The 25,804-nt window shown below is 46.8% G+C and carries 19 protein-coding genes and 1 tRNA gene; 2 read left to right on the top strand and 18 right to left on the bottom strand.

Annotated elements, in window-relative coordinates:
- Window positions 1–4: 4 nt before the first annotated feature.
- From I2H87_RS13240 to I2H87_RS13250, 3 genes are all read right to left on the bottom strand, one after another.
- Window positions 5–77: transfer RNA gene (locus I2H87_RS13240), tRNA-Val, on the bottom strand.
- A gap of 231 nt (window positions 78–308) precedes the next feature.
- Window positions 309–4,064 carry a phosphoribosylformylglycinamidine synthase gene (locus tag I2H87_RS13245; RefSeq protein WP_195610262.1) on the bottom strand — a complete coding sequence of 1,252 codons (3,756 nt, stop codon included), beginning with the start codon at window positions 4,062–4,064 and terminating at the stop codon, window positions 309–311.
- 91 nt (window positions 4,065–4,155) lie between these two features.
- Complete coding sequence (locus I2H87_RS13250; RefSeq protein WP_117550287.1) at window positions 4,156–4,884, bottom strand: TIGR01906 family membrane protein; 729 nt, start codon at window positions 4,882–4,884, stop codon at window positions 4,156–4,158.
- Between the two features lie 110 nt (window positions 4,885–4,994).
- Here I2H87_RS13250 and I2H87_RS13255 point away from each other — a divergent pair, with 110 nt between their 5' ends.
- A complete protein-coding gene (locus tag I2H87_RS13255) occupies window positions 4,995–5,891 on the top strand; it encodes a LysR family transcriptional regulator (protein WP_009266401.1) in 897 nt (298 codons plus the stop codon).
- A gap of 83 nt (window positions 5,892–5,974) precedes the next feature.
- On the opposite strand, the gene pyk is transcribed toward I2H87_RS13255, so the two are convergent.
- Both pyk and I2H87_RS13265 read right to left on the bottom strand, forming a co-directional pair.
- Window positions 5,975–7,411 (bottom strand): pyruvate kinase, encoded by a 1,437-nt coding sequence (gene pyk, locus I2H87_RS13260; protein WP_117550290.1) that lies wholly within the window; start codon window positions 7,409–7,411, stop codon window positions 5,975–5,977.
- Between the two features lie 102 nt (window positions 7,412–7,513).
- Complete coding sequence (locus I2H87_RS13265) at window positions 7,514–8,347, bottom strand: rhomboid family intramembrane serine protease (protein ID WP_195610263.1); 834 nt, start codon at window positions 8,345–8,347, stop codon at window positions 7,514–7,516.
- Between the two features lie 254 nt (window positions 8,348–8,601).
- On the opposite strand from I2H87_RS13265, the gene I2H87_RS13270 reads away from it, so the two are divergent.
- Window positions 8,602–12,879 (top strand): 2-hydroxyacyl-CoA dehydratase, encoded by a 4,278-nt coding sequence (locus I2H87_RS13270; RefSeq protein ID WP_195610264.1) that lies wholly within the window; start codon window positions 8,602–8,604, stop codon window positions 12,877–12,879.
- 184 nt (window positions 12,880–13,063) lie between these two features.
- On the opposite strand, the gene I2H87_RS13275 is transcribed toward I2H87_RS13270, so the two are convergent.
- From I2H87_RS13275 to I2H87_RS13335, 13 genes are all read right to left on the bottom strand, one after another.
- Window positions 13,064–13,735 (bottom strand): HAD family hydrolase, encoded by a 672-nt coding sequence (locus tag I2H87_RS13275; protein WP_195610265.1) that lies wholly within the window; start codon window positions 13,733–13,735, stop codon window positions 13,064–13,066.
- A 50-nt stretch (window positions 13,736–13,785) separates the two neighbouring features.
- Window positions 13,786–14,289, bottom strand: coding sequence for a GreA/GreB family elongation factor (locus I2H87_RS13280; protein ID WP_044954560.1), 504 nt, complete (start codon window positions 14,287–14,289; stop codon window positions 13,786–13,788).
- A gap of 5 nt (window positions 14,290–14,294) precedes the next feature.
- A complete protein-coding gene (locus I2H87_RS13285; RefSeq protein ID WP_117550294.1) occupies window positions 14,295–16,658 on the bottom strand; it encodes an ATP-dependent DNA helicase in 2,364 nt (787 codons plus the stop codon).
- A 9-nt stretch (window positions 16,659–16,667) separates the two neighbouring features.
- The gene (locus tag I2H87_RS13290) at window positions 16,668–17,564 is read right to left on the bottom strand and encodes a sensor histidine kinase (RefSeq protein WP_083460772.1); all 897 of its coding nucleotides are present in this window, start codon (window positions 17,562–17,564) and stop codon (window positions 16,668–16,670) included.
- Between the two features lie 17 nt (window positions 17,565–17,581).
- Window positions 17,582–18,304 carry a LytR/AlgR family response regulator transcription factor gene (locus I2H87_RS13295; RefSeq protein WP_195610267.1) on the bottom strand — a complete coding sequence of 241 codons (723 nt, stop codon included), beginning with the start codon at window positions 18,302–18,304 and terminating at the stop codon, window positions 17,582–17,584.
- Between the two features lie 38 nt (window positions 18,305–18,342).
- Entirely contained in the window at window positions 18,343–19,290 is a 948-nt protein-coding gene (locus I2H87_RS13300; RefSeq protein ID WP_009266410.1) for an SPFH domain-containing protein, read from the bottom strand.
- A gap of 3 nt (window positions 19,291–19,293) precedes the next feature.
- Window positions 19,294–19,743: an NfeD family protein gene (locus I2H87_RS13305; protein ID WP_009266411.1), complete on the bottom strand. Its 450-nt coding sequence runs from the start codon at window positions 19,741–19,743 to the stop codon at window positions 19,294–19,296.
- Window positions 19,744–19,867: 124 nt separating this feature from the next.
- Complete coding sequence (locus tag I2H87_RS13310) at window positions 19,868–20,656, bottom strand: TIGR03915 family putative DNA repair protein (RefSeq protein ID WP_195610269.1); 789 nt, start codon at window positions 20,654–20,656, stop codon at window positions 19,868–19,870.
- On the bottom strand, window positions 20,634–21,986 hold the full coding sequence (locus I2H87_RS13315; protein ID WP_330611592.1) for a putative DNA modification/repair radical SAM protein: 1,353 nt from the start codon (window positions 21,984–21,986) through the stop codon (window positions 20,634–20,636). The genes I2H87_RS13310 and I2H87_RS13315 overlap by 23 nt, the downstream gene beginning before the upstream one ends.
- A 173-nt stretch (window positions 21,987–22,159) precedes the next feature.
- On the bottom strand, window positions 22,160–23,089 hold the full coding sequence (gene cysK / locus I2H87_RS13320) for a cysteine synthase A (protein WP_022151342.1): 930 nt from the start codon (window positions 23,087–23,089) through the stop codon (window positions 22,160–22,162).
- A gap of 120 nt (window positions 23,090–23,209) precedes the next feature.
- Complete coding sequence (locus I2H87_RS13325; protein WP_009266415.1) at window positions 23,210–24,493, bottom strand: O-acetylhomoserine aminocarboxypropyltransferase/cysteine synthase family protein; 1,284 nt, start codon at window positions 24,491–24,493, stop codon at window positions 23,210–23,212.
- A gap of 79 nt (window positions 24,494–24,572) precedes the next feature.
- On the bottom strand, window positions 24,573–25,013 hold the full coding sequence (locus I2H87_RS13330) for an RrF2 family transcriptional regulator (protein ID WP_195610271.1): 441 nt from the start codon (window positions 25,011–25,013) through the stop codon (window positions 24,573–24,575).
- A gap of 150 nt (window positions 25,014–25,163) precedes the next feature.
- Entirely contained in the window at window positions 25,164–25,619 is a 456-nt protein-coding gene (locus I2H87_RS13335) for an RrF2 family transcriptional regulator (RefSeq protein WP_195610272.1), read from the bottom strand.
- Window positions 25,620–25,804: the final 185 nt, after the last annotated feature.

Raw genomic sequence — 25,804 nt, forward strand, 5'->3', positions numbered from 1 at the left:
TATATGGGGCCTACAGGGCTCGAACCTGTGACCCTCTGCTTGTAAGGCAGATGCTCTCCCAGCTGAGCTAAGACCCCGAATTTCAACTTTGCAAGTTGTTTACCCGTAACTTGCTTTGCTATTATACTATTAATCCCACGGAAATGTCAACGCTATTTTTCATCTTTGTTAAAGTTGCTCTTTTCTCGAAAACGCGATAAATTTTTATACAATTCAAACAATTCCTTTTCCGTATAAATAACGGCAACATCCCCTTGGGACGCCGCTTTACTCTGTGCACACCAAGGGGATATTACAGTTCCTGTCTCTTATTTAAAATACTTCACTCCGGATTCAAAAATCTTCAGATCCTGTTCTCCGTAAATATTGATCGCCACGGAATCTCCGCGCCGTTCGGAATGTGCCATCTTTCCGAGCACTCTTCCATCCGGACTTGTAATTCCTTCGATCGCGCAGTAAGATCCGTTGATGTTCCACTCTTCGTTCATGGAAATTCTGCCCTCCGGATCACAGTACTGTGTCGCCACCTGACCGTTTTCAAATAATTTCTTCAGCCATTCATCATTTGCCACAAATCTGCCCTCTCCGTGTGAAGCCGGGTTCGTATATACGCCGCCCAGATCTGCTTCCTGAAGCCAAGGGGATTTATTGGAGACGACTTTTGTATATACCATTTTTGAAATATGACGTCCGATCGTATTGTAAGTCAGTGTCGGAGAATCTTCCGCCTGTCCTACGATCTTTCCATATGGCACAAGCCCCAGTTTGATCAATGCCTGGAAACCATTACAGATACCAAGCGCCAGTCCGTCCCGTTCTTCCAAAAGCTTCTCCACAGCTTCTTTGATCTTTGCATTCTGGAATGCCGTTGCAAAGAATTTAGCAGAACCATCCGGCTCGTCGCCTGCGCTGAAGCCGCCCGGGAACATGATCATCTGCGCCCCTGAGATCGCTTTTTCAAATTCTTCCACGGAATCCCGGATTCCCGCCGCGTCCAGATTCTTAAATACTTTTGTGATGACTTTCGCTCCGGCACGCTCAAATGCCCGTCGGCTGTCATACTCGCAGTTCGTTCCCGGAAATACCGGAATAAATACGGTCGGCTGTCCGATCTTATGACTGCAGATATGGATTTCGGAAGCGTTGTACAATTTCTCCTCCACCGGCTCGTCACTGTCCGCTGCTGATTTTGTAGCAAATACATTTTCCAGCGTATTCATCCACGCTTCTTTCGCTTCGCCAAGTTCCAGTTTCTCACTGCCATATGCAAATGTCTGCTCTGCGGTCACTTCACCGATCACCGTGTAAGCGATACTCAAACTGCCAACCTGATCTGCCGGAACTTCCGCAACCAGATCTCCGAATGCCGGTGCAAACGCATCGCGCGGATCAAGAGAATGTTCCAGTTTCACACCAAATCCGTTTCCGAATGCCATTTTACTTACAGCCGCCGCAATTCCGTGGCGATCCAGTGCATATGCGGAAACGATCTTTCCACTGTGGATGTCATCCGCGAATTTACCGTACTGCTCCATGATCTGTGTATATACAGGAAGATCGTACTCATCTCTCTCGATCTTCATCCAGACGATCTTGTTGCCCGCTTTTTTGAATTCCGGTGTGATGATCTCGTCTTCCGTCGCCATATCCACGGCAAAAGACACCAGGGTCGGCGGAACGTCTATATCCTGGAACGTTCCGGACATACTGTCTTTTCCGCCGATCGACGGCAGACCAAATCCGATCTGTGCATCATATGCGCCGAGAAGCGCTGCAAACGGCTGACTCCATCTCTTCGGATCTTCTGTCATACGACGGAAATACTCCTGAAATGTAAAGCGGATCTTCCGATAATCTCCGCCGGATGCTACGATCTTTGCAACAGATTCCACAACCGCATAAATCGCACCATGATACGGACTCCAACTGGACAGATACGGATCAAAACCGAAGCTCATCATTGATACACTGTCGGTCGTTCCGTTCTGAACCGGAACTTTCGCCACCATCGTCTGTGTCTCCGTCATCTGATATTTTCCACCGTGCGGCATGAACACCGAACCGGCTCCGATGGAACCGTCAAACATCTCCACAAGACCTTTCTGCGAGCAGACATTTAAGTCTTTCAGCGTATCAAGCCATTTTTCTCTTACACTTCCCACTTCATTCTTCACGAACAGGGAATCTTCTCTGGATGGGATCTCCACTTCCACATCCGTCTCCTGATGCGCCCCGTTTGTATCCAGAAATGCGCGGGAAATATTCACGATCTCTTTTCCTCTCCATACAAGGACAAGTCGCGGAGACTCGGTAACGACAGCAACCTGTGTCGCTTCCAGATTCTCTTCCTCCGCATATGCAAGGAACTGTTCCACATCTTTTGGATCTACCACAACAGCCATACGCTCCTGGGATTCCGAGATCGCGATCTCTGTTCCGTCCAGTCCGGCATATTTTTTCGGTACTTTATCCAGATCCACACGAAGTCCCTCTGCAAGTTCTCCGATCGCAACGGAAACTCCGCCTGCACCGAAGTCATTACATTTTTTGATCAGGCAGCTTACCTCTTCCCTGCGGAACAGACGCTGGATCTTACGTTCTGTCGGCGGATTTCCTTTTTGAACTTCCGCTCCGCATGTCTCGATCGACTCTTCTGTATGTACTTTGGAAGATCCGGTCGCGCCGCCGCAGCCGTCACGTCCGGTACGTCCGCCCAGCAAAATGATAATATCTCCCGGATCGGAAGTTTCACGGATCACTGCGCGTCTCGGCGCTGCGCCAAGCACTGCCCCGATCTCCATACGTTTTGCCACATAATCCGGATGATAGATTTCTTTGACGCTTCCGGTCGCCAGACCGATCTGATTTCCGTAAGAACTATATCCGTTCGCTGCCCCCCGCACCAGTTTCTTCTGCGGAAGTTTTCCTTTCAATGTCTCGTTTACGGAAACGGTCGGATCTGCCGCCCCGGTCACGCGCATTGCCTGATATACATAAGTACGTCCTGACAGCGGATCGCGGATCGCTCCGCCAAGGCAGGTTGCCGCCCCGCCGAACGGTTCGATCTCGGTCGGATGGTTGTGCGTCTCATTCTTGAAATTGATCAGCCACTCTTCTTCCACGCCGTCTACTTTGATCGGCACAACAATACTGCATGCATTGATCTCATCGGATTCTTCCTGATCTTCCAGTTTTCCCTCTTTTTTCAGCTTCCGCATTGCCATCAGTGCAAGATCCATCAGGCAGACAAACTTGTCTTCTCTTCCGGCAAAAATCTCACTGTGTGTCTGCAAATACTGTTTGTATGTATTTTCAATCGGTTCTCTGTAATCTCCGTCTCCAAACCGCACATTTTTCAGTTCGGTAGAAAATGTCGTGTGACGGCAGTGATCGGACCAGTAAGTATCCAGCACACGGATTTCCGTCATCGACGGGTCTCTGTGTTCTTCCGTCTTGTAGTAATTCTGGATATGCAGAAAATCTTTAAAAGTCATCGCAAGTCCGAGAGAATCATACAGTTCTTTTAAATCTGCCTCCGCCATCTCTGCAAATCCGTCAAAAATCTTTACATCCGCCGGCTCTTCAAATACCGTGACCAAGGTCTCCGGCTTCTCCATTCCTGTCTCTCTGGAATCTACCGGATTGATACAGTGGTTTTTCACAGCCTCAAACTCTTCCTCTATCAACGCTCCCTCGATCACATAGGTTGTTGCCGTACGGATCACCGGAGCCTCATCCTCTTTGATGAACCGGATACACTGCTCCGCAGAATCCGCTCTCTGGTCAAACTGTCCCGGCAGATATTCCACGGAAAAGATATGGTCGCTTTCCTGATGCGGAAATTCTTCCAGATAAAAATCATCTACCGGAAGCTCCGCAAACACACCTCTGCATGCTTTTTCAAATGTATCCTCTGAAATATTCTCGACATCGTAGCGGATCAGCACTCGCACGCCGGTCACCGTCCGGATACCGAGGTAATGTTTGATCTCATGACGCAGATCTTTTGCCTGCACGGCAAAATCTGTTTTCTTCTCTACATAAACACGCTTTACATTACTCATATTCTGTCTCCTTTTGAATCCATTTGTTTTATCTTATCACATTTTCCCGCATAAGGATAATTAATAGAATTAAAGCTATTCATAAGCAACACTAATTTTCCGTATTCCTCCTCTTTTGTTCTTCCTTCTTCCATCTTCGTTTCGCCGCAAGACTAAGCAGAAGCAGGATCCCTGCGCCCAGCAGGAACATCCAGCCGATCCTGATCACAAAATCAAAAAATAATCCCTCCGGAAGCATCCGGATCATATAGTCTGTCGCCGGGTCAAATATCCACAGATCGTTGTCAAAGAAAATCTCATGGAATAACGTAAACACTGCATTAAAATCCCGTGCTACCGCGATTCCGAGAACCGCTACCGCCGCCAGCAGCACTCCGAGTATGATCTGCCAGCTCTTTGAAAGGATCCGTAGCAAATCCGCTTTCATCAAAATCAAACACAAAACGCATACGACCAGAACGACCGCCGCGCTTTCCCGAAGCCGCATCCCGCCGAGGAACAGCCCCTGCACCTCTTCCATATGAAAACGATCCTGCTCATTAAAGAAATCCTGTCTGACACCGTCAACGGTCGTGATCACACGCAGCTCTTCCCGCTCCCCCCGCAGATATGCCATCATCTCTTCCGTCACATACATAACGTCTTCCATTTCCATATCCAGATCTTCCAGCACATTATATTTATCATATTCTTTTTGATAATAACTGAAATCCAGATACATTGCCGCTTCAAATGCCGTGATCAGCAAGATCACAACTGCTGCCGCCGCTGCTGCGATCCCCAGTATCCACTGCAGCGTGCATTTCAATTGTTTGTTCATCTCTTGTTTCCTCCATTTCATCTGTGCCCACTAGATCAGTTCTGATTTCTAATTGCATTTTGGCTGTTTTTATCTTATAATAAGATTAATATTTATTAGGAGGTCTAATAATGGACATCAATTATGAATTATACAAAGTTTTTTATCACGTTGCTTCTACTTTAAGTTTTTCCGAAGCTTCCAAACAGCTTTTTATTTCCCAGTCCGCTGTCAGTCAGTCTATTAAAACTCTGGAGCGCAAACTGGATCAGACACTGTTTATCCGCAGCACCAAGCATGTTCAGCTGACTCCCGAGGGGGAGATCCTGCTCCGCCACATCGAACCGGCAATGCATTTTATCCGCCGGGGAGAAGCGCAGCTGCTTGACGCTGCCGCCACGGGAGGTCAGATCCGCATCGGTGCCAGCGATACGATCTGCCGCTATTTTCTTGTCCCATATCTGGAACGGTTTCACCGGGACTTTCCGAGCGCACATATCAAAGTCATCAATCAGACTTCGATCAAGTGCGTAGAGCTTTTGGAAACCGGACAGGTCGATCTAATCGTAACCAACTACCCGAACCAATACCTGAGCAACGTTTCTTCGATCAAGAAGATCCGTACATTCAAAGATGTGTTCATTGCGAACAAATCTTTTGAACAGCTGAAAGGTCAAAAGCTTTCCTATGAGCAGCTCTCCAAATACCCGATCCTGATGCTGGATAAGCGCAGCACGACCAGTGAATTTCTGCATCGGCTTTTCCAGCAGCATCATCTGGATCTCGTTCCGGAGATCGAACTGACCAGCAATGATCTGCTCATCGATCTCGCCCGGATCGGTCTGGGGATTGCTTTCATCCCGGATTTCTGCATTCAGGAGCCAAACGACGATCTGTTTATCGTAGAGACCGAAGAGGAACTTCCGACAAGGGAGCTTGTGATCGCCCACAATGAACAGATCCCGCTCACAAAAGCTTCCGAAGAATTTTTAAACTATTTTGAAGACTGCGGTACCGAACGGTCATAAACCTTTATCACGTTTTAAAAAGCCCAGATACAGCGGACAGGATTTCAAACAGATTCCTTTCCTCATTGTTCCGGGCTTTTCTTTTATTCCACTGTCGCGATCCGCATCATGTTGCTCGCGCCGCTCTTTTCTCTTAGTACATTCGGGGACGGGATCCCTGCCGTCAGAACGACAATATCTCCGGTCTCCACATACTGTTTTACGCTTGCCAGTTCGATCGCCGCATTGCAGATATCATCGGTTGTAGAATGCTCCAAAGATTTCAGCGGTCTTACGCCCCAGTAGATCGACATACGGCGAAGTACACGCTCACTCGGCGTCACGCCGAGAATCTCCTGCTTCGGACGCAGATTCGATACAACTCTTGTAGTTGCGCCGGATACCGTCGGAGTAATGATACACTTTGCATTTAAGTTTGCCGCCGCAACAACCGAAGAATATCCGATTGCGCTGGACACGCTGGATTTCAGATGATCGCATGCGTTTCCGCTCAAATGCGCGTAATCCAGATGCTGTTCCGTATTTTCAATAATATGCACCATCATCTGCAGCGCTTCCAGCGGATATTTTCCGGCTGCCGTCTCCCCGGAGAGCATGACCGCGTCTGTTCCGTCGTACACTGCGTTGGCCACATCGGTCACTTCCGCTCTCGTCGGACGCGGATTGCGGATCATGGAATCCAACATCTGCGTCGCGGTGATAACAGTCTTAAAAGAATTATTACACTTCTGGATCAGCATTTTCTGAAGATACGGCACTTCTTCCGCCGGGATCTCCACGCCAAGATCGCCGCGGGCTACCATGATCCCGTCTGCTGCCCGGAGAATCTCATCGATATTCCGGATCCCTTCCGCATTCTCGATCTTTGCAATGATCGGGATGTACGGTGCATTCAGACTCTTTAAAAATGCTTTGATCTCCAGCACACACTCTGCATTCCGTACAAACGAGGCGGCAATAAAGTCCACATCCTGTTCCACGCCGAATTTGATGTCTTCTTTGTCTTTCTCTGTGATCGCCGGAAGACGTACCGCAACATTCGGTACGTTCACACCTTTACGCTCTCCCAGTTCTCCGCCGTTCAAAATCTTACAGACAATGTCCTTTTCTTCCCGGTCGATCACTTCCAACTCGATCAGACCGTCATCAACCAAGATCCGGCTTCCTTTATCTACATCATCGAGCAGTCCGGTGTAAGAAATAGAAACCCGGTTTTCATCCCCTACAACCTCTTCGATCGTCAGACGGAATGTCTCATTCGCCTTGAGCATTACTTTTTTTCCGTCTTTCAAAAGCCCGGTCCGGATCTCCGGTCCTTTCGTGTCTAAAAGGATCGCCGTATTGGAACGCTCTTCCTCTCGGAGCTGCTTAAGCATATCCATACGCCGCTTATGCTCGTCATAAGAACCATGTGAAAAATTGAAACGCGCCACGTCCATCCCGTTTTTGATCAATGCACGCATCATATTGCGGTCGTCGGTCCTCGGTCCCATCGTACATACTACTTTTGTCTTTTTCATCTTTACTCTCCTTTATGCTCTTAAGTCTGATGTATCCCTGTCTGCTGTCATGCATTTTGCATCGGTACATTTGCCTTGTGCCGTTTTTGCTTTTTTCTGAATTTACTTCACATGTTCATGTGTAAAAAGATGATCCTGGCAGTACTCATAATTCCCGTTGCACTTGGAACAAAAACGGAACTCCAGATTCGGATCGTCCAGTTCTGTTCGTCCGCATACCGCGCAGCGGTGTCTTGCCCCGCCTGCATATGTCATATGGGGACGTTCCTGTTCCTGCTTAAATTTCCGCTTACGCATCTGCTCTTTCGGCATATACGGCTTCACGTTTCTGCTCGACAGGAAGAAAACGATAAAGTTCAAAAGCGATGCGATGATCGCGATCCGTGTGAACAGATTTCCCCGAACCAGATCATAGATCGTGAGCGCCGCATAGACAAGCGCCATCCACTTCATCTTGATCGGCAGGATGAAATATAACAGTACTTCCATATCCGGATAGCTTACGGCAAATGCAAGAAAGATCGACATATTAATATAATAAGTGCTGAAAAATACACCATAGCCGACTGCATCCACACCTACGATCAGATACAGCAGAAATGCCCCGATCACCGTAAACAGGATCCCCGAAAAAATGTATACATTATAGCGGAACGCTCCCCACGTCCGCTCCAATGCCGTACCGAGTGAATAATAAAACAGCATCATGATCACAGTCGTAAAAATATTTCCGCTTGGCGGGATCAATACCCATGAAATGATCCTCCAGATCTGTCCGTGCAGAATATACGCCGGTTCCAGTGTCAGAAGATTCAACAAATTCGGTACAAACATATAGGCACCGAATCCGATGATATACCCTCCGATCAGATAAAGGGTAAGATTGTGAATTGCATAACGCCCAAATTTTCTTTCCAGTTTGTTTAGCCAGTTCAAATGTCATTCTCCTCTTTTTTATAATTTGATTTCAATTGTACCGTTTGCCCCGTAGTTTGTCAAATATCCAACGCACGTTTCACATTAAATTTTAGTAAAATTTTTAAGGAATCTCTTTCAGAACACGACAATCCTCGTCAGAATACCAATTGACATTTCATGATCTTGTCGTATAATGTAGTTTGTCATAAATCCGGCACTACTTTTTAATAGGAAATAACCGGATCAACGCTTTTAAAAAATGAGGGTTTTTTATGAAACAAAACGAATTACATACTTTGGGAATCGACATCGGATCCACCACGGTGAAGATTGCGGTTCTGAACAATGAGAACGAAGTGCTTTTCTCCGATTACGAACGGCACTTTGCGAATATTCAGGAGACTTTATCCGACCTCCTCGGGCGCGCGCTTTATACGCTCGGTCCGATCCGTGTCTCCCCGGTCATCACCGGTTCCGGAGGTCTGACACTGGCCAAACATCTCGGTGTTCCTTTCGTCCAGGAAGTGATCGCCGTATCGACTGCATTACAGGACTATGCGCCACAGACCGACGTTGCGATCGAACTCGGCGGAGAAGACGCAAAGATCATCTATTTTGAGGGCGGCAATGTCGAGCAGCGTATGAACGGCGTCTGTGCGGGAGGTACCGGCTCTTTTATCGACCAGATGGCATCTCTTCTGCAGACCGATGCATCCGGTCTCAATGAATACGCTAAGCATTATCAGGCATTATACTCCATCGCCGCACGCTGCGGCGTATTTGCCAAATCCGATATCCAGCCGCTGATCAATGAGGGGGCTTCCAAAGCGGATCTGTCTGCCTCGATCTTTCAGGCAGTTGTCAATCAGACGATCAGCGGGCTTGCCTGTGGAAAACCGATCCGCGGACATGTCGCATTTTTGGGCGGACCGCTGCACTTTTTATCCGAACTTCGCGCCGCTTTCATCCGCACATTGAAATTGGACGACGAACATATCATCGCACCGAATCATTCTCATCTGTTCGCAGCGATCGGATCCGCATTAAACTCAAAAAAAGATACGCCGGTTGCCCTGCGCACATTGCAGGAACGGCTGGCAGCAAAGATCGAGATGGAATTTGAAGTGGAGCGTCTCGAACCGCTTTTTGCAACAATGGAAGAATACGAAGCATTCACCGAGCGGCATGCAAAACACCATGTGCCGGTTACCGATTTAAGCACTTATAAAGGAAAGGCTTTCCTCGGGATCGACGCCGGATCGACTACGACAAAAGCCGCACTTGTCGGCGAAGACGGAACGCTTCTTTATTCCTTTTATCATAACAATGAGGGAGACCCGTTAGGCACAACGATCTCCGCGATCAAAGATATTTACAGCCGGCTCCCGGAAGATGTAGAGATCGTCCACTCCTGCTCCACAGGCTACGGCGAGGCATTGATCAAAGCCGCGCTGCTTTTGGATGAGGGCGAAGTGGAAACGGTGTCCCATTACTATGCCGCTTCTTTCTTTGAACCGGATGTGGACTGTATACTCGACATCGGCGGTCAGGATATGAAATGTATCAAGATCAAAAACCAGACCGTTGACAGCGTACAGCTGAACGAAGCCTGTTCCTCCGGATGCGGTTCCTTTATCGAAACATTTGCAAAATCTTTGAACTATTCCGTGGAGGATTTTGCCCACGAAGCACTATACGCGCAGAATCCGATCGATCTCGGAACCCGCTGTACCGTATTTATGAACTCCAAAGTCAAACAGGCACAGAAAGAGGGGGCTGCCGTCGCTGACATTTCAGCCGGACTTGCATATTCCGTTATCAAAAATGCGTTGTTTAAGGTGATCAAAGTTTCCGACGCCTCCGAACTCGGAAATCATATCGTCGTACAGGGCGGTACTTTCTACAATAACGCCGTATTGCGCAGTTTTGAAAAGATCGCGGGGTGTGAAGCCATCCGTCCGGATATCGCCGGCATCATGGGCGCTTTCGGCGCTGCGCTGATCGCACGGGAACGTTATATAGAATGTGAGGGAACCACAATGCTTTCCATTGATGAGATCGAGGCGTTGGAATATTCCACAACACTGACCAAGTGCAAAGGCTGTACGAACAACTGCCGTCTGACGATCAGTCATTTCAGCGGCGGACGGAAATTCATCACCGGAAACCGTTGTGAACGCGGACTTGGAAAAGCAAAGACCGAAAATAAAATGCCGAACTTGTTCGCATACAAACTGGAACGCTATTTTGGTTATGAACCGCTTGACGAAAAAGATGCGCCGCGTGGCTCCATCGGAATCCCCCGTGTACTGAACCAGTATGAGAATTATCCGTTCTGGTTTACCTTTTTCACAAAACTGGGATTCCGCGTCGTTTTGTCGCCGGCTTCCACAAGAAAGATTTATGAGCTTGGAATCGACTCTATCCCAAGCGAATCGGAATGTTATCCGGCAAAACTGGCGCATGGGCATGTACAGTGGCTAATCAACGCAGGGATCAAACATATTTTTTATCCGTCCATCCCGTATGAACGAAATGAGTTCAAGGATGCAAACAATCACTACAACTGTCCGATCGTAACATCCTATCCGGAAAATATTAAAAATAATATGGACCCGATCGTCCATGGGGACGTTGATTTTATCCACCCTTTCCTGAATTTCCAGAGTGAGGAGACGATCTTCTACCGGCTGCGCGATGAACTTGGACAGAAATTTGCTCTGACCGACGAGGGGATCCGTCAGGCTGTTCACGCTGCCTGGGAAGAACTTGCCGCCTGCCGCAATGACATGCGAAAAAAAGGCGAGGAGACCATTCGGTTCCTGAACGAAACCGGAAACCGCGGAATCGTACTTGCCGGACGTCCTTATCATATCGATCCGGAAGTCAACCACGGGATTCCGGAACTGATCACTTCCTACAATGTTGCCGTGCTGACCGAGGATTCGATTTCTCATCTGAATCCGGTGGAACGTCCGCTAAACGTCATGGACCAGTGGATGTACCATTCCCGGCTCTACGCTGCGGCAAATTATGTGAAAACAGTGGATAATCTGGATCTGATCCAACTGAATTCTTTCGGCTGCGGACTGGATGCAGTCACAACAGATCAGGTTGCTGAGATCTTGACGAATTCCGACAAGATTTATACTTCCCTGAAGATTGACGAAGTCAACAACCTGGGAGCAGCCAGAATCCGGATCCGCTCCCTGCTTGCCGCGATCCGCGTACGGGAACAGCATAAGATCGAGCGCACGATCCACCCGGCATCCATTGAAAAAGTACCGTTTACAAAGGAAATGCGCAAAACACATACGATCCTCTGCCCGCAGATGTCACCGATCCATTTTGAGCTTCTGGAACCGGCATTTCGTGCAAGCGGATACCATATGGAAGTTCTGCCGAACGACAACAAGCAGGCTGTGGATGTGGGCTTAAAGTATGTCAACAACGACGCCTGCTACCCATCGCTGATCGTCGTCGGTCAGATCATGGATGCGATCCTCTCCGGAAAATATGACACCGACCGCCTGGCCATCGTCATCACCCAGACCGGAGGCGGATGCCGTGCTTCCAACTACATCGGATTTATCCGGCGCGCATTGAAAAAAGCCGGTTACGCACATATCCCGGTGATCTCGGTCAACTTAAGTGGTCTTGAAGCCAATCCAGGTTTTAAACTGACACCGATGCTGGCGATCCGTGGATTATATGCCGCGGTATTCGGGGACATTTTCATGAAATGTGTCTACCGGATCCGCCCTTATGAAGCCGTACCGGGAACAACAAACGAAATCCATCGCAAATGGGTCAATGTGTGCAAGCAGTTCGTCTCCGAGGGTTATCCGTCCAGAAGACGTTTCAAAAAATTATGTCGGGAGATCATCGAAGATTTTGACCTGATCGAACTTCTGGATATGAAAAAGCCGAGAGTCGGCATCGTCGGAGAGATCCTTGTAAAATTCCACCCGGCTGCCAACAATCATCTGGTGGATCTGCTGGAAAACGAGGGAGCGGAAGCCGTCGTACCGGATCTGCTGGATTTCCTGCTTTATTGTTTCTATAACCAGAATTTCAAAGTATCAAACCTCGGCATGAAGAAGTCAAAAGCTCTGCTCGGAAATCTTGGGATCAAAGCGTTGGAATGGCTGAGAATGCCTGCGACAAAAGCATTCCGGGAGAGCCGGCATTTCAACCCGCCGGCAAAGATCGAAGATCTTGCCGAAATGGCATCGAAGATCGTTTCCCTCGGCAACCAGACCGGAGAGGGTTGGTTTCTGACCGGGGAAATGTTGGAACTGATCCAGAGCGGCGCTGGCAATATCGTCTGCACGCAGCCATTCGCCTGTCTTCCGAACCATGTTGTCGGAAAAGGCGTTATCAAAGAACTGCGCAGACTCTATCCGCATTCCAATATTGTCGCGATCGATTTCGATCCGGGTGCAAGTGAAGTAAACCAATTGAACCGAATCAAATTGATGCTCTCTACTGCAAATAAAAATCTGCAGGCAGAACTGGAAAAGGAACAGTCCGCACAGTCAGACCTGTAATTTACAAGGAGCGCGGCTTCATAGATCGATCATCTATGAAGCTGCGCTCCTTTTTTTGTAAAGGCGACGAGCCAAAGTCCGGGCTTGCCCGAGACCTTGGCGACTGCTTACAATCCCGGAATGTGCCTTTTGGCACTTCCGGTGATTCTTTTTAACTTCTCTTTTCGTTTTCCGTTTTTATTTTTCATTTTCTGCTTTCCGTCCGCAGGATTTCCCAAATCTGTCCCGGTGTCTCCGCGATCCACTCCGCTCCGGCTTTTTCCAGTTCTTCCCTGCTTCCATATCCGTACAGTACGCCCATCGAATGAATCCCGGTCTGTTTTGCGCCAAGAATATCATGTTCCCGGTCTCCGATCATCAGCACACTGTCCCTGTCATCTCTTTTTCTTCCGATTCCTTCTTCTGCAAGCACATATTCGATCACTTCACATTTTTTCGTTCTTCTTCCATCCATCAATGCACCGCCGATCCGGTCAAAATATGATGCAAACGAAAAATGTTCTGCAATCTGTACTGCAAACGTCTCCGGTTTTGACGTCGCCATACAAATACGAAATCCGGATGCTTTCAATTGTTCCAGCAATCCGATCACGCCCGCATACACTTTATTTTCAAAGATGCCCCGCTCCGTATAGTATTCCCGATAAATAGAAACCGCCCGTTTCCCCTCTTCTTCCGATACATTTAAAAACTGTTGGAACTGCGTCTGGAGCGGAGGACCGATAAAGCTGCGCAATTGAGCCTCCGTCGCAGTTTTTTCGTATCGTTCCAACGTATAGCGCACTGCATCCATGATCCCCTCTCCGGAATCGGTAAGCGTTCCGTCAAGATCAAATAAAATCGTCTTGATATCCATTCTTTTCTCGCCCTTTCCTTTTTCCTGTTCCCTTACAAATCTGATCCTGCTCAATAACTTCGGATATGGTCGTTTTCGTCTTCCTGTGTGTTCAAGATTTTTCTGATCACAACATAATACCCATAATCCGCATTCACTTTGATATATACCCTGTCATTCTCTTTGTGTCCGAGAATCGCTTTTCCAAGCGGCGAATCTATGCTGATCAGACCATTGACAGAACTTCCCCTCACTGATGTTACAAGCCGGTATGTCTCTGTCTCATCGTCATCTTCCATATAAAGCTCCACCGTATTGTTGATCCCAACTTCATCTTCTTTGGAAGTATCATCCACGATCTCCGCCGTCTTCAACATCCTCTCCAGATAACGGATGCGGCTTTCATTCCGGTTTTTGTCCTTTTTTGCCGCATGGTATTCAAAATTCTCACTCAGATCTCCGTGCGCACGCGCTTCTTTTACTGCCTCAATCGCTTCTTTCCTTACAACCAGCTTCCGGTGTTCAATCTCTTCCTGAATCTTTTTCACATCACTTTTCGTCAATTTATCACGCAACTCTTTCACTTTCCTTTCCAAAATTTTTCCGTGATCTTTGTCACTTCATTCAAATTACATATCTGATATCCGCTCCATTCCCGCGGAAATATCTCCCGATACCGTCTTCCAAGAAAACGATCGTCCAAAAGCAGGATCACGCCCTTATCCTCCTCAGTCCGTATCACTCTCCCCGCCGACTGCAGGACTTTATTCATTCCCGGATATAAATAAGCAAAATCGAACCCTGACATCCCCATCCTGTCAAAAAACTGCCGGATCAGTTCCCGTTCCGTACACACCTGAGGAATCCCGGTTCCAACGATCGCTGCGCCGATCAGTCGGTCTGCAGTCAGATCGATCCCCTCCGAAAAGATTCCTCCCATCACGCAGAATCCGACCAGTGATCCCGCCCTCTCTTCCTCAAAATTTTCCAGAAAAATCTCTCTTGCCTCTTCTCCCATAAACTGTGACTGTAAAATACATTCCACTGTTTGAATACCGGATTGCTCCAACAATTCCATAAAACAGGCATAAACATCTTCCATAAAGCGATATGATGGAAAAAACACCATATAATTGCCTGTCTTTCCAAGAACCATCTGCAAAATGTACGCCGCAAACCTCTCGTACATCTTTTCAGACCGCATCGTATATTTTGTACTGACATCTCTTCCAAACAGCAGCAAACGGTGCTTTTCCGGGAACGTCGATTCCGCATAAACCGCATAGTCGTCCGTCTCCGTACTCAGTAATTTCTTATAATAATGGATCGGCAAAAGTGTAGCGGAAAAGAATATCGTGCTGTTCCCTTGTTCCAGATAACTTTGCAGATTGACCGATGGATTGACACAGAGCAGTTTCAGCCGAAACCGTCCTCCCGCCTCTAGTTCCGTATAGATCACATAATTTTCATCCAGCACATCATAAATATTCAGAAAATCCCGAACCTGAAAATAAAACTCCAGTACCTGTTCTCTCTTTTCGCCCGCCTCGCACTCTTCCAGATACTTTTCCATTTCTCCGGTCACATTCATCAATTTTAACGCAATATGAGAAACACTCTCCTGTATCTGATATGTTTCGCATTCTTTCTTTAATTCCAACAACTGTTTGCTACATTCATCCAAACGTTTCGCCAGTTTGGGCGCTTCCGCCTTTACAAGCCGTCGGATCGAAAGAATATCTTCTTTATAGATCGCCGCACTGTACATCTCCCTGCCACGTTCTACCAGATTGTGCGCCTCATCGATCAGAAACAAATAGTCTCCGCTTCCCCCATCCGAGAAAAATCGCTTCAAATGTGCATTCGGATCAAACACATAATTGTAATCGCAAATGACCGCATCTACCCAAAGCGCAATATCCAGACTCATCTCAAACGGACAGACCTGAAATTTCTGCGCCTGTTCTTCCAACACTTCCCTTGTCAGTTCTTCTGTGTGACTGATCAGGTCAAAAACCGCATCATTCACCCGGTCATAATGCCCTTTTGCGTACGGACACGCTTCCGGATTGCATTCCGGTGTATCACAAAAACAGATTTTTTCTTTCGCAGTCAGCGTGATGACTTTATAACGCAGTCCTGTGCCGCGCAATGTGTCAAATGCCTGCTCTGCGACTGTCCTTGTGATCGTCTTGGCGGTCAGGTAGAAAATTTTCTCCCCCAACTCTTCCCCCACAGCTCGTACCGCCGGAAAAATCGTCGCCATCGTCTTTCCCACTCCGGTCGGCGCCTGAATGAATAACTTCTTCTTCCTGAGAATCGTCCTGTATACAGAAGATACCAATTCTCGCTGTCCCTCTCTGTACGGAAATGGAAATTCGGTCCTGCGGATCGAGTTGTTCCGAAGTTCTTTCCATTCAATCTGATATCTCGCCCATTTTTCATAAGCATGTACCAGTTCTTCAAACCATTTTTTTAGTTCCCCGACAGAATATGTCTCCCGAAACCGCTTGATCTCCTCAGTTTCTAAATTACAATATGTCATCTGGACGCCGATTTCTTCCAAGGCATTCTGCGTTCCGTAAAAATACGCATAACATTTTGCCTGTGCAAGATGTACGCCCACCGGCCCGGTAATGTGATCCAGATCACGCATCACACCTTTGATCTCATCGATCACGATCCCATCCGCCTCTTCCACGATTCCGTCTGCTCTTCCCTCAATCTGTAACATAAAACAGTCGCACGGGTATTGGAATTTCAACGGAACCTCTGCCCGATATCCGCTTCCCATTCTTTTCTGGATCTTCCGGTGCAGTCTGCTTCCCTGCTGCATGGCATCTTTTTCCATACTTCCCGATATCCGATTGTCAATGTCTCCCTCCCGCAAAATAAATTCCACGAGATTCCGGACCGAAATCCGGATCGTCTGTATTTCTTCCATTCCAAACCTCTAAATCACAACCGTAAAATGTACATAATTTTCCTGTTCGATCTCTTCCTGTCCAACCGTAATTTCACCGCCCGCTTTCTCTACAAGTGATTTCACACGCGCCAGACCGATTCCTCTCTGTTTCTGTGTTCCTTTATCTTCTTTCGTAGAATATCCGTAAGAAAAGAACTGTCCGATTTCTTCGATTGAAAGTTTCCGATATCGATTCAGGATTTCAAATACAAGGCGATCATCCTGAGAATCCAGAAAGATCTTTACTCTTCCTCCGGTCTCCATACTTGCTTCATACGCATTATCCGCCAGACTTCCGATCACTTCGATCAACGTATGTTCCGATACCCGTGAAAGAATCTCCCAGTTTCTTACCTCCACGTCCGTCTCAATCCCATCCGGAGCATTCACGATCTTACTGTACAGAAATCCTGCCAGTACTTTATCGCTGATCCTGAGAAGCGGCAGATAACGGTTTGCGGAATCTCTGCGTACTTCATGGATATATGCAGACTGACACTCCACCAACTGATCGTAATCATCTACGGTCAGATGCATATTCAGGATCGCATTGATATGATTGTCAAACTCATGCTGTCTGACCCGGATTTCTTTTACAAGTTCTTCCAGCGGCTGAATATACAACTGATAAAGTTTAAGTTCACGTTCCTGATTCCGAATTTCTTCTTCGTTTAACTTCTGATTGATCGTCCCCCATATGATCGCTGTTAAAAACAAGATAAATACAAGGATCACTTTCAGGTTCAACGTACCGCTTATGATCAGATCCGCCACAAGGTAGACTGCGATCACCAGAGACACCATACAGAACATCCGATACAAATGTCTCCTTGTGCGTTTCCCCATCTGCTGTTTTCCCTGCTTGTTTGTCTGCGTTCTTCTCATCGTCCCCTCTGCTTTCGCTATTTTCCTATCCGCTTTTTTACATCGGCTTTATAGGTAACGCCGATGTCGATCCGTTCTTCATATCCCTCAATTTGTATAACCTGGTTTACCAGATCATAATACATAACCGCATCTTGATTGACCACATACATCCGATGGCACTGAAAAAACTGCTCCTTCGGAAGCTGTTCCAAAAGCTGCCTTATACTCAGATACGGTACATTCAACTGTTCTTCTTTCAGACAAAGACAAACTCCCCTCGGTATTGCTTTGCAGTACACAATTTCACTGCATGAGATCTTGTAATTGATTCCGTCTTTTTTCACCAAAATGCTTGGTGTATTCCCTGTTCGGATATGAAACAGGACTTTATTCACGATCTCCTCAATCTCCGCCTGGATATATGGTTTTACAATGTATTGGTAACAATGCAGCCTCCGATACGCCTCTATCTCCAATCCTGCGATCGATGTGACCATCACAAGAGGCGTAAACTCATACTGCTGCATCGAACGCACTTCTTCCGCAAACCAGATCCCCGATCGATCCTCTTCCTCTTCTCTATTCAAATGAATATCCAAAAGGAATAAATCAAAAGAAACGGCGCTGCGAAGCAGCAGTCTGGCACCCGCCAGATCTGTTGCCGCATCCACCGTTATCTGATCCGAAATCTTTTCGAGCATCCGACACAGAGATTCTCTGCTTCTGTCATCATCTTCCAGCACTAATATCCTTGTCATGTCTCCCTGCTCTTTCGTTCCTGTCTGATCGCTGCCGCTTACTTGATGTCTGTGATCTCAGGATGATCTACTCCCGCCACTTCTGCAATCGTCTTTGTCAATCCTGCAATCCCCTGTAATTCCGACGGAATAATGATCTTCGTCGCCTTACCATCAGCTGCTTTCGCAAATGCCTCCAGACTCTTGATCGTCAAAACTGCATTGTCTGCACCTGCTGCTTTGATAAATTCGATACCCTCAGCCGTTGCTTTCTGCACGCTTCGGATCGCTTCCGCCTGACCTTCTGCCTCTTTGATCCGTCTCTGCTTCTCCGCCTCTGCTTTCAGGATCGCCGCCTGCTTTGAAGCTTCTGCCTCCAGGATCACAGACTCTTTTTCTCCCTCTGCAACGAGGATTGTTGATTTCTTTTCACCCTCTGCCCGAAGAATCGCTTCTCTTCGTTCGCGCTCCGCTTTCATCTGCTTCTCCATCGCATCCTGGATCGCTTTCGGCGGCATGATGTTTTTCAGCTCAACACGGTTGACTTTGATTCCCCATTCATCCGTCGCAATATCCAAGATCGTACGCATCTTTGTATTGATCGTCTCTCTGGAAGTCAGCGTCTCATCCAGTTCCAAGTCTCCGATGATATTACGAAGCGTGGTCGCTGTCAGGTTCTCGATCGCCGCGATCGGACTTTCTACTCCATATGCATACTTTTTCGGATCTGTGATCTGGAAAAATACAACGGTATCGATCTGCATGGTAACATTATCTTTTGTGATAACTGCCTGCGGTTCAAAGTCTACAACCTGCTCTTTTAAAGATACTTTCTTTGCCACTTTATCCAGGATCGGGATCTTAAAATGAAGTCCGACTCCCCATGTCTCCTTGTATCCGCCAAGACGCTCCAGGATATATGCATGTGCCTGCGGCACGATCTTGATGTTAGAAACCAAGATCAGTAAAATAATCACTAAAACCACTGCCCCGATAATAAATCCCATAACTTATTCCTCCTCATACTTTTTTACAATCAGCTTCACACCGGAAATGTTTACAACTTTTGCCAGATCTCCCGGATCCAGTATCACATCATCCCGTTCTGCTCTGGTCGTCCATTCCAGACCATTTACAACGGCTGTTCCGGTCTGCTGCAGATTGTCAACTTTCTCTGTTATTCTAACCACTTTTCCGATAATCCCCTCATAATTCGTCTTTTCATGATGGGAATTGATGTATTTTACCACAAACGGACGGGTAAATACAAGCATCGTGAACGAGACAACCAGAAATGCGCCAATCTGCCACCAAAGGTTCAATCCTGCCAGATCGAGGATCAACGCCCCCAATGCTCCGCCAGCCATCCAGATCGTAGTCAGTCCCACCGTCGCGATCTCGATCACCAGAAACAAGATCAACAATCCGAGCCATACATATACGGTTACTGTGTCCTCCATAGTTCTCCCTTCTTTCTCATATTTTCCATCAGCCGGCTCTTCCTTTTGATGTTGTTCTTATCTTAGTCTGTCTCGCTCTATTATACAATACTTTTTGCGTGAATGCAGTGTTTTTCTGTCTGAATCAACTGCTTTTTTCAAAAACAGGCTTCCCTTGAAATTCCGTCATTTCCGCTCTGTACCGAAGCGGCAGATGATTCATCTGACACATTCGGTTTTCCCTCTCCGGAATGGATATCGAGTCGAAAAATCCTGTCCATAAACGAGCAAATTCTTTTTCTGATTCTGAAAACCTCTCCCTGATCTCCTGATCCCATTCCCTGTCTTTTACAAGCACCCAATGATAGCGGACGCGATGTATCACGCATTCATTGTGCCGCTTGTCGCAGATCATCCAGTTCTCCAGCGGAAAGCGATCGGAAAAGTGATCGGCAATACAGGACAGAATTCGGTTTTTGGGCACGATCTCTGAGAAAAGGACTCCGTTTTTCAATTCCCGGAAACGCACAAATTCCAGAAAACGATGTGCCTCATTTCCCACTTGTCTGCTCAGGGAAAAAACCTTTTCTACCGCCGGATCACTGAGATGTTCCATGATCTTCCTGCTGTCTTTCACACTGCGCGCAGACTGCATCACCCGAAACACTGCATCTGCCTTTTCAGGGTCTTCCGAAAGAAGAGCCTGATAAAAATCCCGGTATGTCTCATCTCCCAGATATTTTCGGATCAGCCGCACAACTGCTCCCGCTTTCCGTTCTGATACCTCTACTTCTTTATATTCACAAAACAACTGCTGTTCCAGACATTCTTTTAAACCGATCCCTGCTTCTTTATCCCTGCTTTCCATCCATGCATCGTAAATCGCCGACAACATCCCTGTCACGCTGTCTTCACAAAGATAAATTGTTTTCATTGTCGCTCCCCCAATCCACATCATCGAATAAAGATAACTGCCGGTACGTCATCCCGCGCACAGAGTCCGGCAGACGCTCTTTGGTATTTAAAAGATTCCGCGTAATATAGTCTTCTTCGATTTTCGTCCGGTACATCATCCTGCCTCCACACGTTATAAAGTACAGCGCTCTTTTTAAGACGACACCCATTTTCTTCAGATCCGAAAAGTCAAGTATCCCCATTCTTCTTGCCTTTACAATACGCTGCGCTGATTTCACGCCGATTCCCGGAACTCTCAATAAGACTTCATAATCTGCCCGGTTCACCTCCACAGGAAACATCTCAAGATGTTTCAATGCCCAATTACACTTCGGATCCAGATACAAATTAAAATTCGGATTCTTTTCATCCAATAGTTCCTCCGCCTTAAATTTGTAAAATCGAAGCAGCCAGTCTGCCTGATATAGCCGATGTTCTCTTAAAAGCGGCGGTCCGTCGGATGTCTTTTGCGGAAGCAGCGTATCTTCATTCACTGCTACAAAAGCCGAATAAAACACGCGTTTCAGATCAAATTTCCGATACAGGGATTCTGCAACGTTCAGGATCTGATAATCTGATTCCGGCGTTGCCCCGATGATCATCTGTGTGCTCTGCCCTGCCGGAACGAACTTCGGGGCATTCCTGTATACTGCAAGTTCTTCCTTGTTTTCTTCCATCCGATTCTGCACAAGACGCATCGGCGTTAAAATACTCTTCCTTGTCTTATGCGGAGCCAGAAGCCGCAGACTCTCCGCAGTCGGCAGTTCCATATTCACGCTCATCCGATCAGCCAGAAATCCAACTCTTTTGATCAATTCCGGATCTGCTCCCGGGATTGCTTTCACATGAATGTATCCTTGAAAATTACAGACTTTTCGCAGACGGTACAACGCCGCATAAATTAATTCCATCGTATAATTCGGACTTCTTAAAACTCCGGAACTTAAAAATAATCCCTCGATGTAATTCCTCCGATAGAACTCCATGGTCAGTGTGCAGACTTCTTCCGGTGTAAAAGAAGTTCTCACCACATCGTTAGACGATCGGTTAATACAGTATTTACAGTCAAATATACACTCATTCGTAAAAAGAATTTTCAGCAGGGAAATGCATCTTCCGTCTGCCGAAAAACTGTGACAGATCCCGGCAGCCCGACAGTTTCCCATACCTTTTCCATCTCCGTTCCGGTCAACACCGCTGGATGTGCACGATACATCATATTTGGCAGCATCTGACAAAATCTTTAATTTCTCGTACATCCCTATTTTATTTAAAATCGTCTCCGGCATCTTCTTACACTTCCTTTTCATACATTCCCCTTTAAGACACAGAACATTTGTTCTGTGTCTAATATATCACATCTGCTTATTTTATGCAACAGTAATGAGAACATCTGTTCTGTTTTATTTCTTATAAAAGAAAAGAACCGAAAAGAAAGTATACATACACTCTCTTCCCGGTTCTTTTCTGCCACACCGCCTGCCTATGCGAACAGCGGAGTAGAAAGGTATCTCTCACCGGTATCCGGCAAGATCACTACGATCGTTTTCTCTTTATTTTCTTCTTTCTTCGCCTCCTCGATCGCCGCATGAAGCGCTGCCCCCGAAGAAATACCAACGAGGATCCCCTCTTTATTTGCCAGCAGTTTCGCTGCTCCATAAGCCTCTTCTTCTGTCACAGGTACAATCGCATCAAACAGTTCGGTTTTGAGAATCTCCGGCACAAATCCCGCGCCGATCCCCTGAAGACCGTGCGGTCCCGGTTTATTTCCGGAAAGTACCGCTGATTTCGCCGGTTCTACTGCGATCACTTTCATGTTCTGATTTTTTTCTTTCAAATAACTTCCGGTTCCGGTAATCGTTCCGCCTGTTCCGACGCCGGCAACAAACAGATCGATATTTCCCTCGGTATCTTCCCAGATTTCCGGTCCGGTTGTAAGCTCATGTGCCTTTGGGTTCGCCGGATTCACAAACTGTCCAAGGACGATCGCATTTTCCCTCTCCTGCTGAAGCTCTTCCGCACGCTCGATCGCGCCTTTCATCCCTTTCGCGCCCTCCGTCAATACAATTTCCGCACCATATCCAAGAAGCAGTTTTCTTCTTTCGATACTCATTGTTTCCGGCATGACAAAGACAGCTTTGTACCCTTTTGCCGCTGCAATCGACGCCAGACCGATTCCCGTATTTCCGCTTGTTGGCTCGATAATCGTTGCTCCCGGCTTGATTTTCCCCTGTTTTTCCGCTTCTTCCAACATATTTAATGCCACGCGGTCTTTGACGCTTCCTGCCGGATTGAAATATTCCAGTTTCACAAGCACTTTTGCGCCAAGCTGAAGCTGCTCCTCGATATTCTGTACCTCCAAAAGCGGAGTTCTCCCTACCAGTTCTGTTACGCTTTTATAAATCTTTCCCATCTTCTTTTCTCCTTTTCTCTTCTTCCGTCAAAAAGTGTAGGACAGATATTCCCAACACACTGACGGTAACGTCAATGTACAAAAGACAATGCGGTCACTTGTACACCAATGCAAACTCTGTTATATAACTGCCAATGCCTGCTCCAGATCATAAATCAGATCATCCGCATGCTCTGTTCCCACCGAAATCCGCACGGTATTCGGCATGATTCCGGAATCTTTCAATTCCGCCTCCGTCATCTGTGAATGCGTCGTACTTGCCGGATGGATCACAAGCGATTTCACATCCGCCACATTTGCCAATAAAGAAAATAATTCCAGATGATCGATAAATTTTCTCGTATCCTCTTCTGTACCGTCGATCTCAAATGTAAAAATCGACACGCCTCCTTTCGGAAAATATTTCTCATACAATGTATGATACGGACTTTCCTGTAACGCCGGATGGTTCACTTTCGCGACTTTCGGATGCTTTTTGAGAAACTCTGCGATCCGCAGCGCATTCTCCACATGACGCTCTACACGGAGTGATAAAGTCTCCAACCCCTGTAAAAACAGAAATGAATTCAGCGGTGTAATGGACGCTCCCGTATCCCGCAAAAGCACCGCACGGATTCTTGTAACAAAAGCCGCACTTCCTGCTGCCTCCTCAAATACCACTCCGTGATAACTCGGATCAGGTTCTGAAATCTGTGGATATTTTCCGGATGCACTCCAGTCAAATGTTCCCTTTTCTATGATCACACCACCCAGCGCAGTTCCATGACCTCCGATAAATTTTGTTGCGGAATGTACAACAATATCTGCTCCATACTCAAACGGACGCAAAAGATACGGCGTCGCAAATGTATTATCCGCTACAAGCACGATTCCATGTCTGTGTGCCACATCCGCTGCTTTTTGAATATCCACAAGGTTCGCATTAGGGTTGCCGATCGGTTCGATGAATATTGCTTTCGTATTCTCTTTGATCGCTTCTTCCCAGGCGCCCTCTTTGTCCGGATCTACAAAAGTTGTTTCAATCCCCTGATCCCGCAGCGTATGCTCCAGCAGATTATACGTTCCTCCGTAAATGTATTTGGAGGCAGCAATATGATCCCCTGCTTTCGCAAGATTTTGAAACGTATATGTGATCGCTGCTGCCCCGGATGCAACTGCAAGTGCGGCGGTTCCGTCCTCCAGAGCCGCAATCCGCTGTTCAAACACATCCTGCGTCGGGTTAGTCAGTCTTCCGTAAATATTTCCGTTGTCCCGAAGTCCGAACCGGTCCGCAGCATGCTGACAGTCATTGAACACATACGAAGTCGTCTGATATATCGGTACAGCTCTTGCTCCCGTAACAGGATCCGGATGTTCTTGCCCTGCGTGTACCTGCAATGTCTCAAATTGAAATTTTCGTTCCATATTGTGTCCTCCTTTATTTCATATCTTTTACTTGAAAAATCCTTTCTCCCATACAGACATGAGAATTTTTCTGTTCCCTCTATATATAGTACATGCCGGCTTCCATATCCTTTTTATTCTGATATTCCTCTGCCAGCTGAGCCAGTGTCCGACTCTCCAGAAAGGTATTGATCTTACGATTGATCTCATCCCATACAAGTTCTTCGACCGCCGTCTGCAATGCATCCGGCTGCTTCGACACGTCGCGGTCTATGATAGAAAACTTTCCCTCCAATGCTTCCAACACCTCCCGTACTGTGATCTCCTCCGGCGCTCTTGCCAGAAGATATCCGCCATTCATCCCTTTGATGCTGGTCACGATCCCGGCTTTCCGTAGTGTCTGAAAAACCTGCTCCAGATAATTCTGAGACAGTTTCTGATTCTCAGTCAAACGAAGAAGCGGAACTGCCTGCCCGCTGCTACATGCTGTCAGTTCTACAAGTGCACGGAGCCCATATCTTCCTTTTGTTGAAATTTTCACCCGGCTTTTCTCCTTTCTTTCATTTCCTACTTTTCCGATAAGTATTTTGTGTATTCTTTTATACCATTCAATTCCTACTATGTCAATATGTTTTATAAACTTTTTTGTTTTTACTGTTCTTTATATGAGAAAAACGCCCAAAAGGACGTTTTAACTCATTCTTCCGTATTCAGTTTTTATCGATCCTGCATTCTCCATCGCTCTTTTTACCAAGTCTGAGATCGTAACATCTTCCATTGTTTGCAGGATGATCTCCCACATCACACCCCACGTCTCTCTTGTAGGACATTTGCTACAGTCAATCCCACATTCTTTTACTGTTGTCAAACATTCCACCGGAGCCATCTCCCCCTCTACCGCGCGAAGAGTATCTTTCACAGTCAGACTTTCCAGAGATTTTTCTATCCAGTATCCGCCTTTTGCACCTCTGGAACTATTCAGAATCCCGGCTGTTTTTAACTCTCTGACGATTCGCTCCAAGTATTTCTCCGACAATCCTCTGCGCAGCGACACTGCCTTCAGACTTTCCGGATGTTCCCGATCCGAATGAACTGCCAGATCTGTCACAATCTCCAATGCATATCTTCCTTTTGTTGAAATTTTCATCTTCTATCCTCTGTTTCTTTTCATTTTTAATTTCCTTGTCTGCTGACGTTATACTTCATTTTAATCTTTTTTTCCAAAAAAGACAAACGTTACTTTTTATTGTACAAAGGTCAATTGAAAAAGTAAATTCCACTTTGTAAAGTTAAATTCCACCTTGTAGGACTAAATTCCACGAGGTGGAGTTT

Origin of the sequence: Mediterraneibacter glycyrrhizinilyticus (assembly GCF_015560805.1) — a bacterium.
Lineage (GTDB): Bacteria > Bacillota > Clostridia > Lachnospirales > Lachnospiraceae > Schaedlerella > Schaedlerella glycyrrhizinilytica_A.

Bases quoted from the DNA above. Each gene is read 5' to 3' on its own strand.
- I2H87_RS13245 (WP_195610262.1), bottom strand. From the start codon at position 4,064: ATGAGTAATGTAAAGCGTGTTTATGTAGAGAAGAAAACAGATTTTGCC.
- I2H87_RS13250 (WP_117550287.1), bottom strand. From the start codon at position 4,884: ATGAACAAACAATTGAAATGCACGCTGCAGTGGATACTGGGGATCGCA.
- I2H87_RS13255 (WP_009266401.1), top strand. From the start codon at position 4,995: ATGGACATCAATTATGAATTATACAAAGTTTTTTATCACGTTGCTTCT.
- pyk (WP_117550290.1), bottom strand. From the start codon at position 7,411: ATGAAAAAGACAAAAGTAGTATGTACGATGGGACCGAGGACCGACGAC.
- I2H87_RS13270 (WP_195610264.1), top strand. From the start codon at position 8,602: ATGAAACAAAACGAATTACATACTTTGGGAATCGACATCGGATCCACC.
- I2H87_RS13275 (WP_195610265.1), bottom strand. From the start codon at position 13,735: ATGGATATCAAGACGATTTTATTTGATCTTGACGGAACGCTTACCGAT.
- I2H87_RS13285 (WP_117550294.1), bottom strand. From the start codon at position 16,658: ATGGAAGAAATACAGACGATCCGGATTTCGGTCCGGAATCTCGTGGAA.
- I2H87_RS13290 (WP_083460772.1), bottom strand. From the start codon at position 17,564: ATGAGAAGAACGCAGACAAACAAGCAGGGAAAACAGCAGATGGGGAAA.
- I2H87_RS13295 (WP_195610267.1), bottom strand. From the start codon at position 18,304: ATGACAAGGATATTAGTGCTGGAAGATGATGACAGAAGCAGAGAATCT.
- I2H87_RS13300 (WP_009266410.1), bottom strand. From the start codon at position 19,290: ATGGGATTTATTATCGGGGCAGTGGTTTTAGTGATTATTTTACTGATC.
- I2H87_RS13305 (WP_009266411.1), bottom strand. From the start codon at position 19,743: ATGGAGGACACAGTAACCGTATATGTATGGCTCGGATTGTTGATCTTG.
- I2H87_RS13310 (WP_195610269.1), bottom strand. From the start codon at position 20,656: ATGAAAACAATTTATCTTTGTGAAGACAGCGTGACAGGGATGTTGTCG.
- I2H87_RS13315 (WP_330611592.1), bottom strand. From the start codon at position 21,986: ATGAAAAGGAAGTGTAAGAAGATGCCGGAGACGATTTTAAATAAAATA.
- cysK (WP_022151342.1), bottom strand. From the start codon at position 23,089: ATGGGAAAGATTTATAAAAGCGTAACAGAACTGGTAGGGAGAACTCCG.
- I2H87_RS13325 (WP_009266415.1), bottom strand. From the start codon at position 24,493: ATGGAACGAAAATTTCAATTTGAGACATTGCAGGTACACGCAGGGCAA.
- I2H87_RS13335 (WP_195610272.1), bottom strand. From the start codon at position 25,619: ATGAAAATTTCAACAAAAGGAAGATATGCATTGGAGATTGTGACAGAT.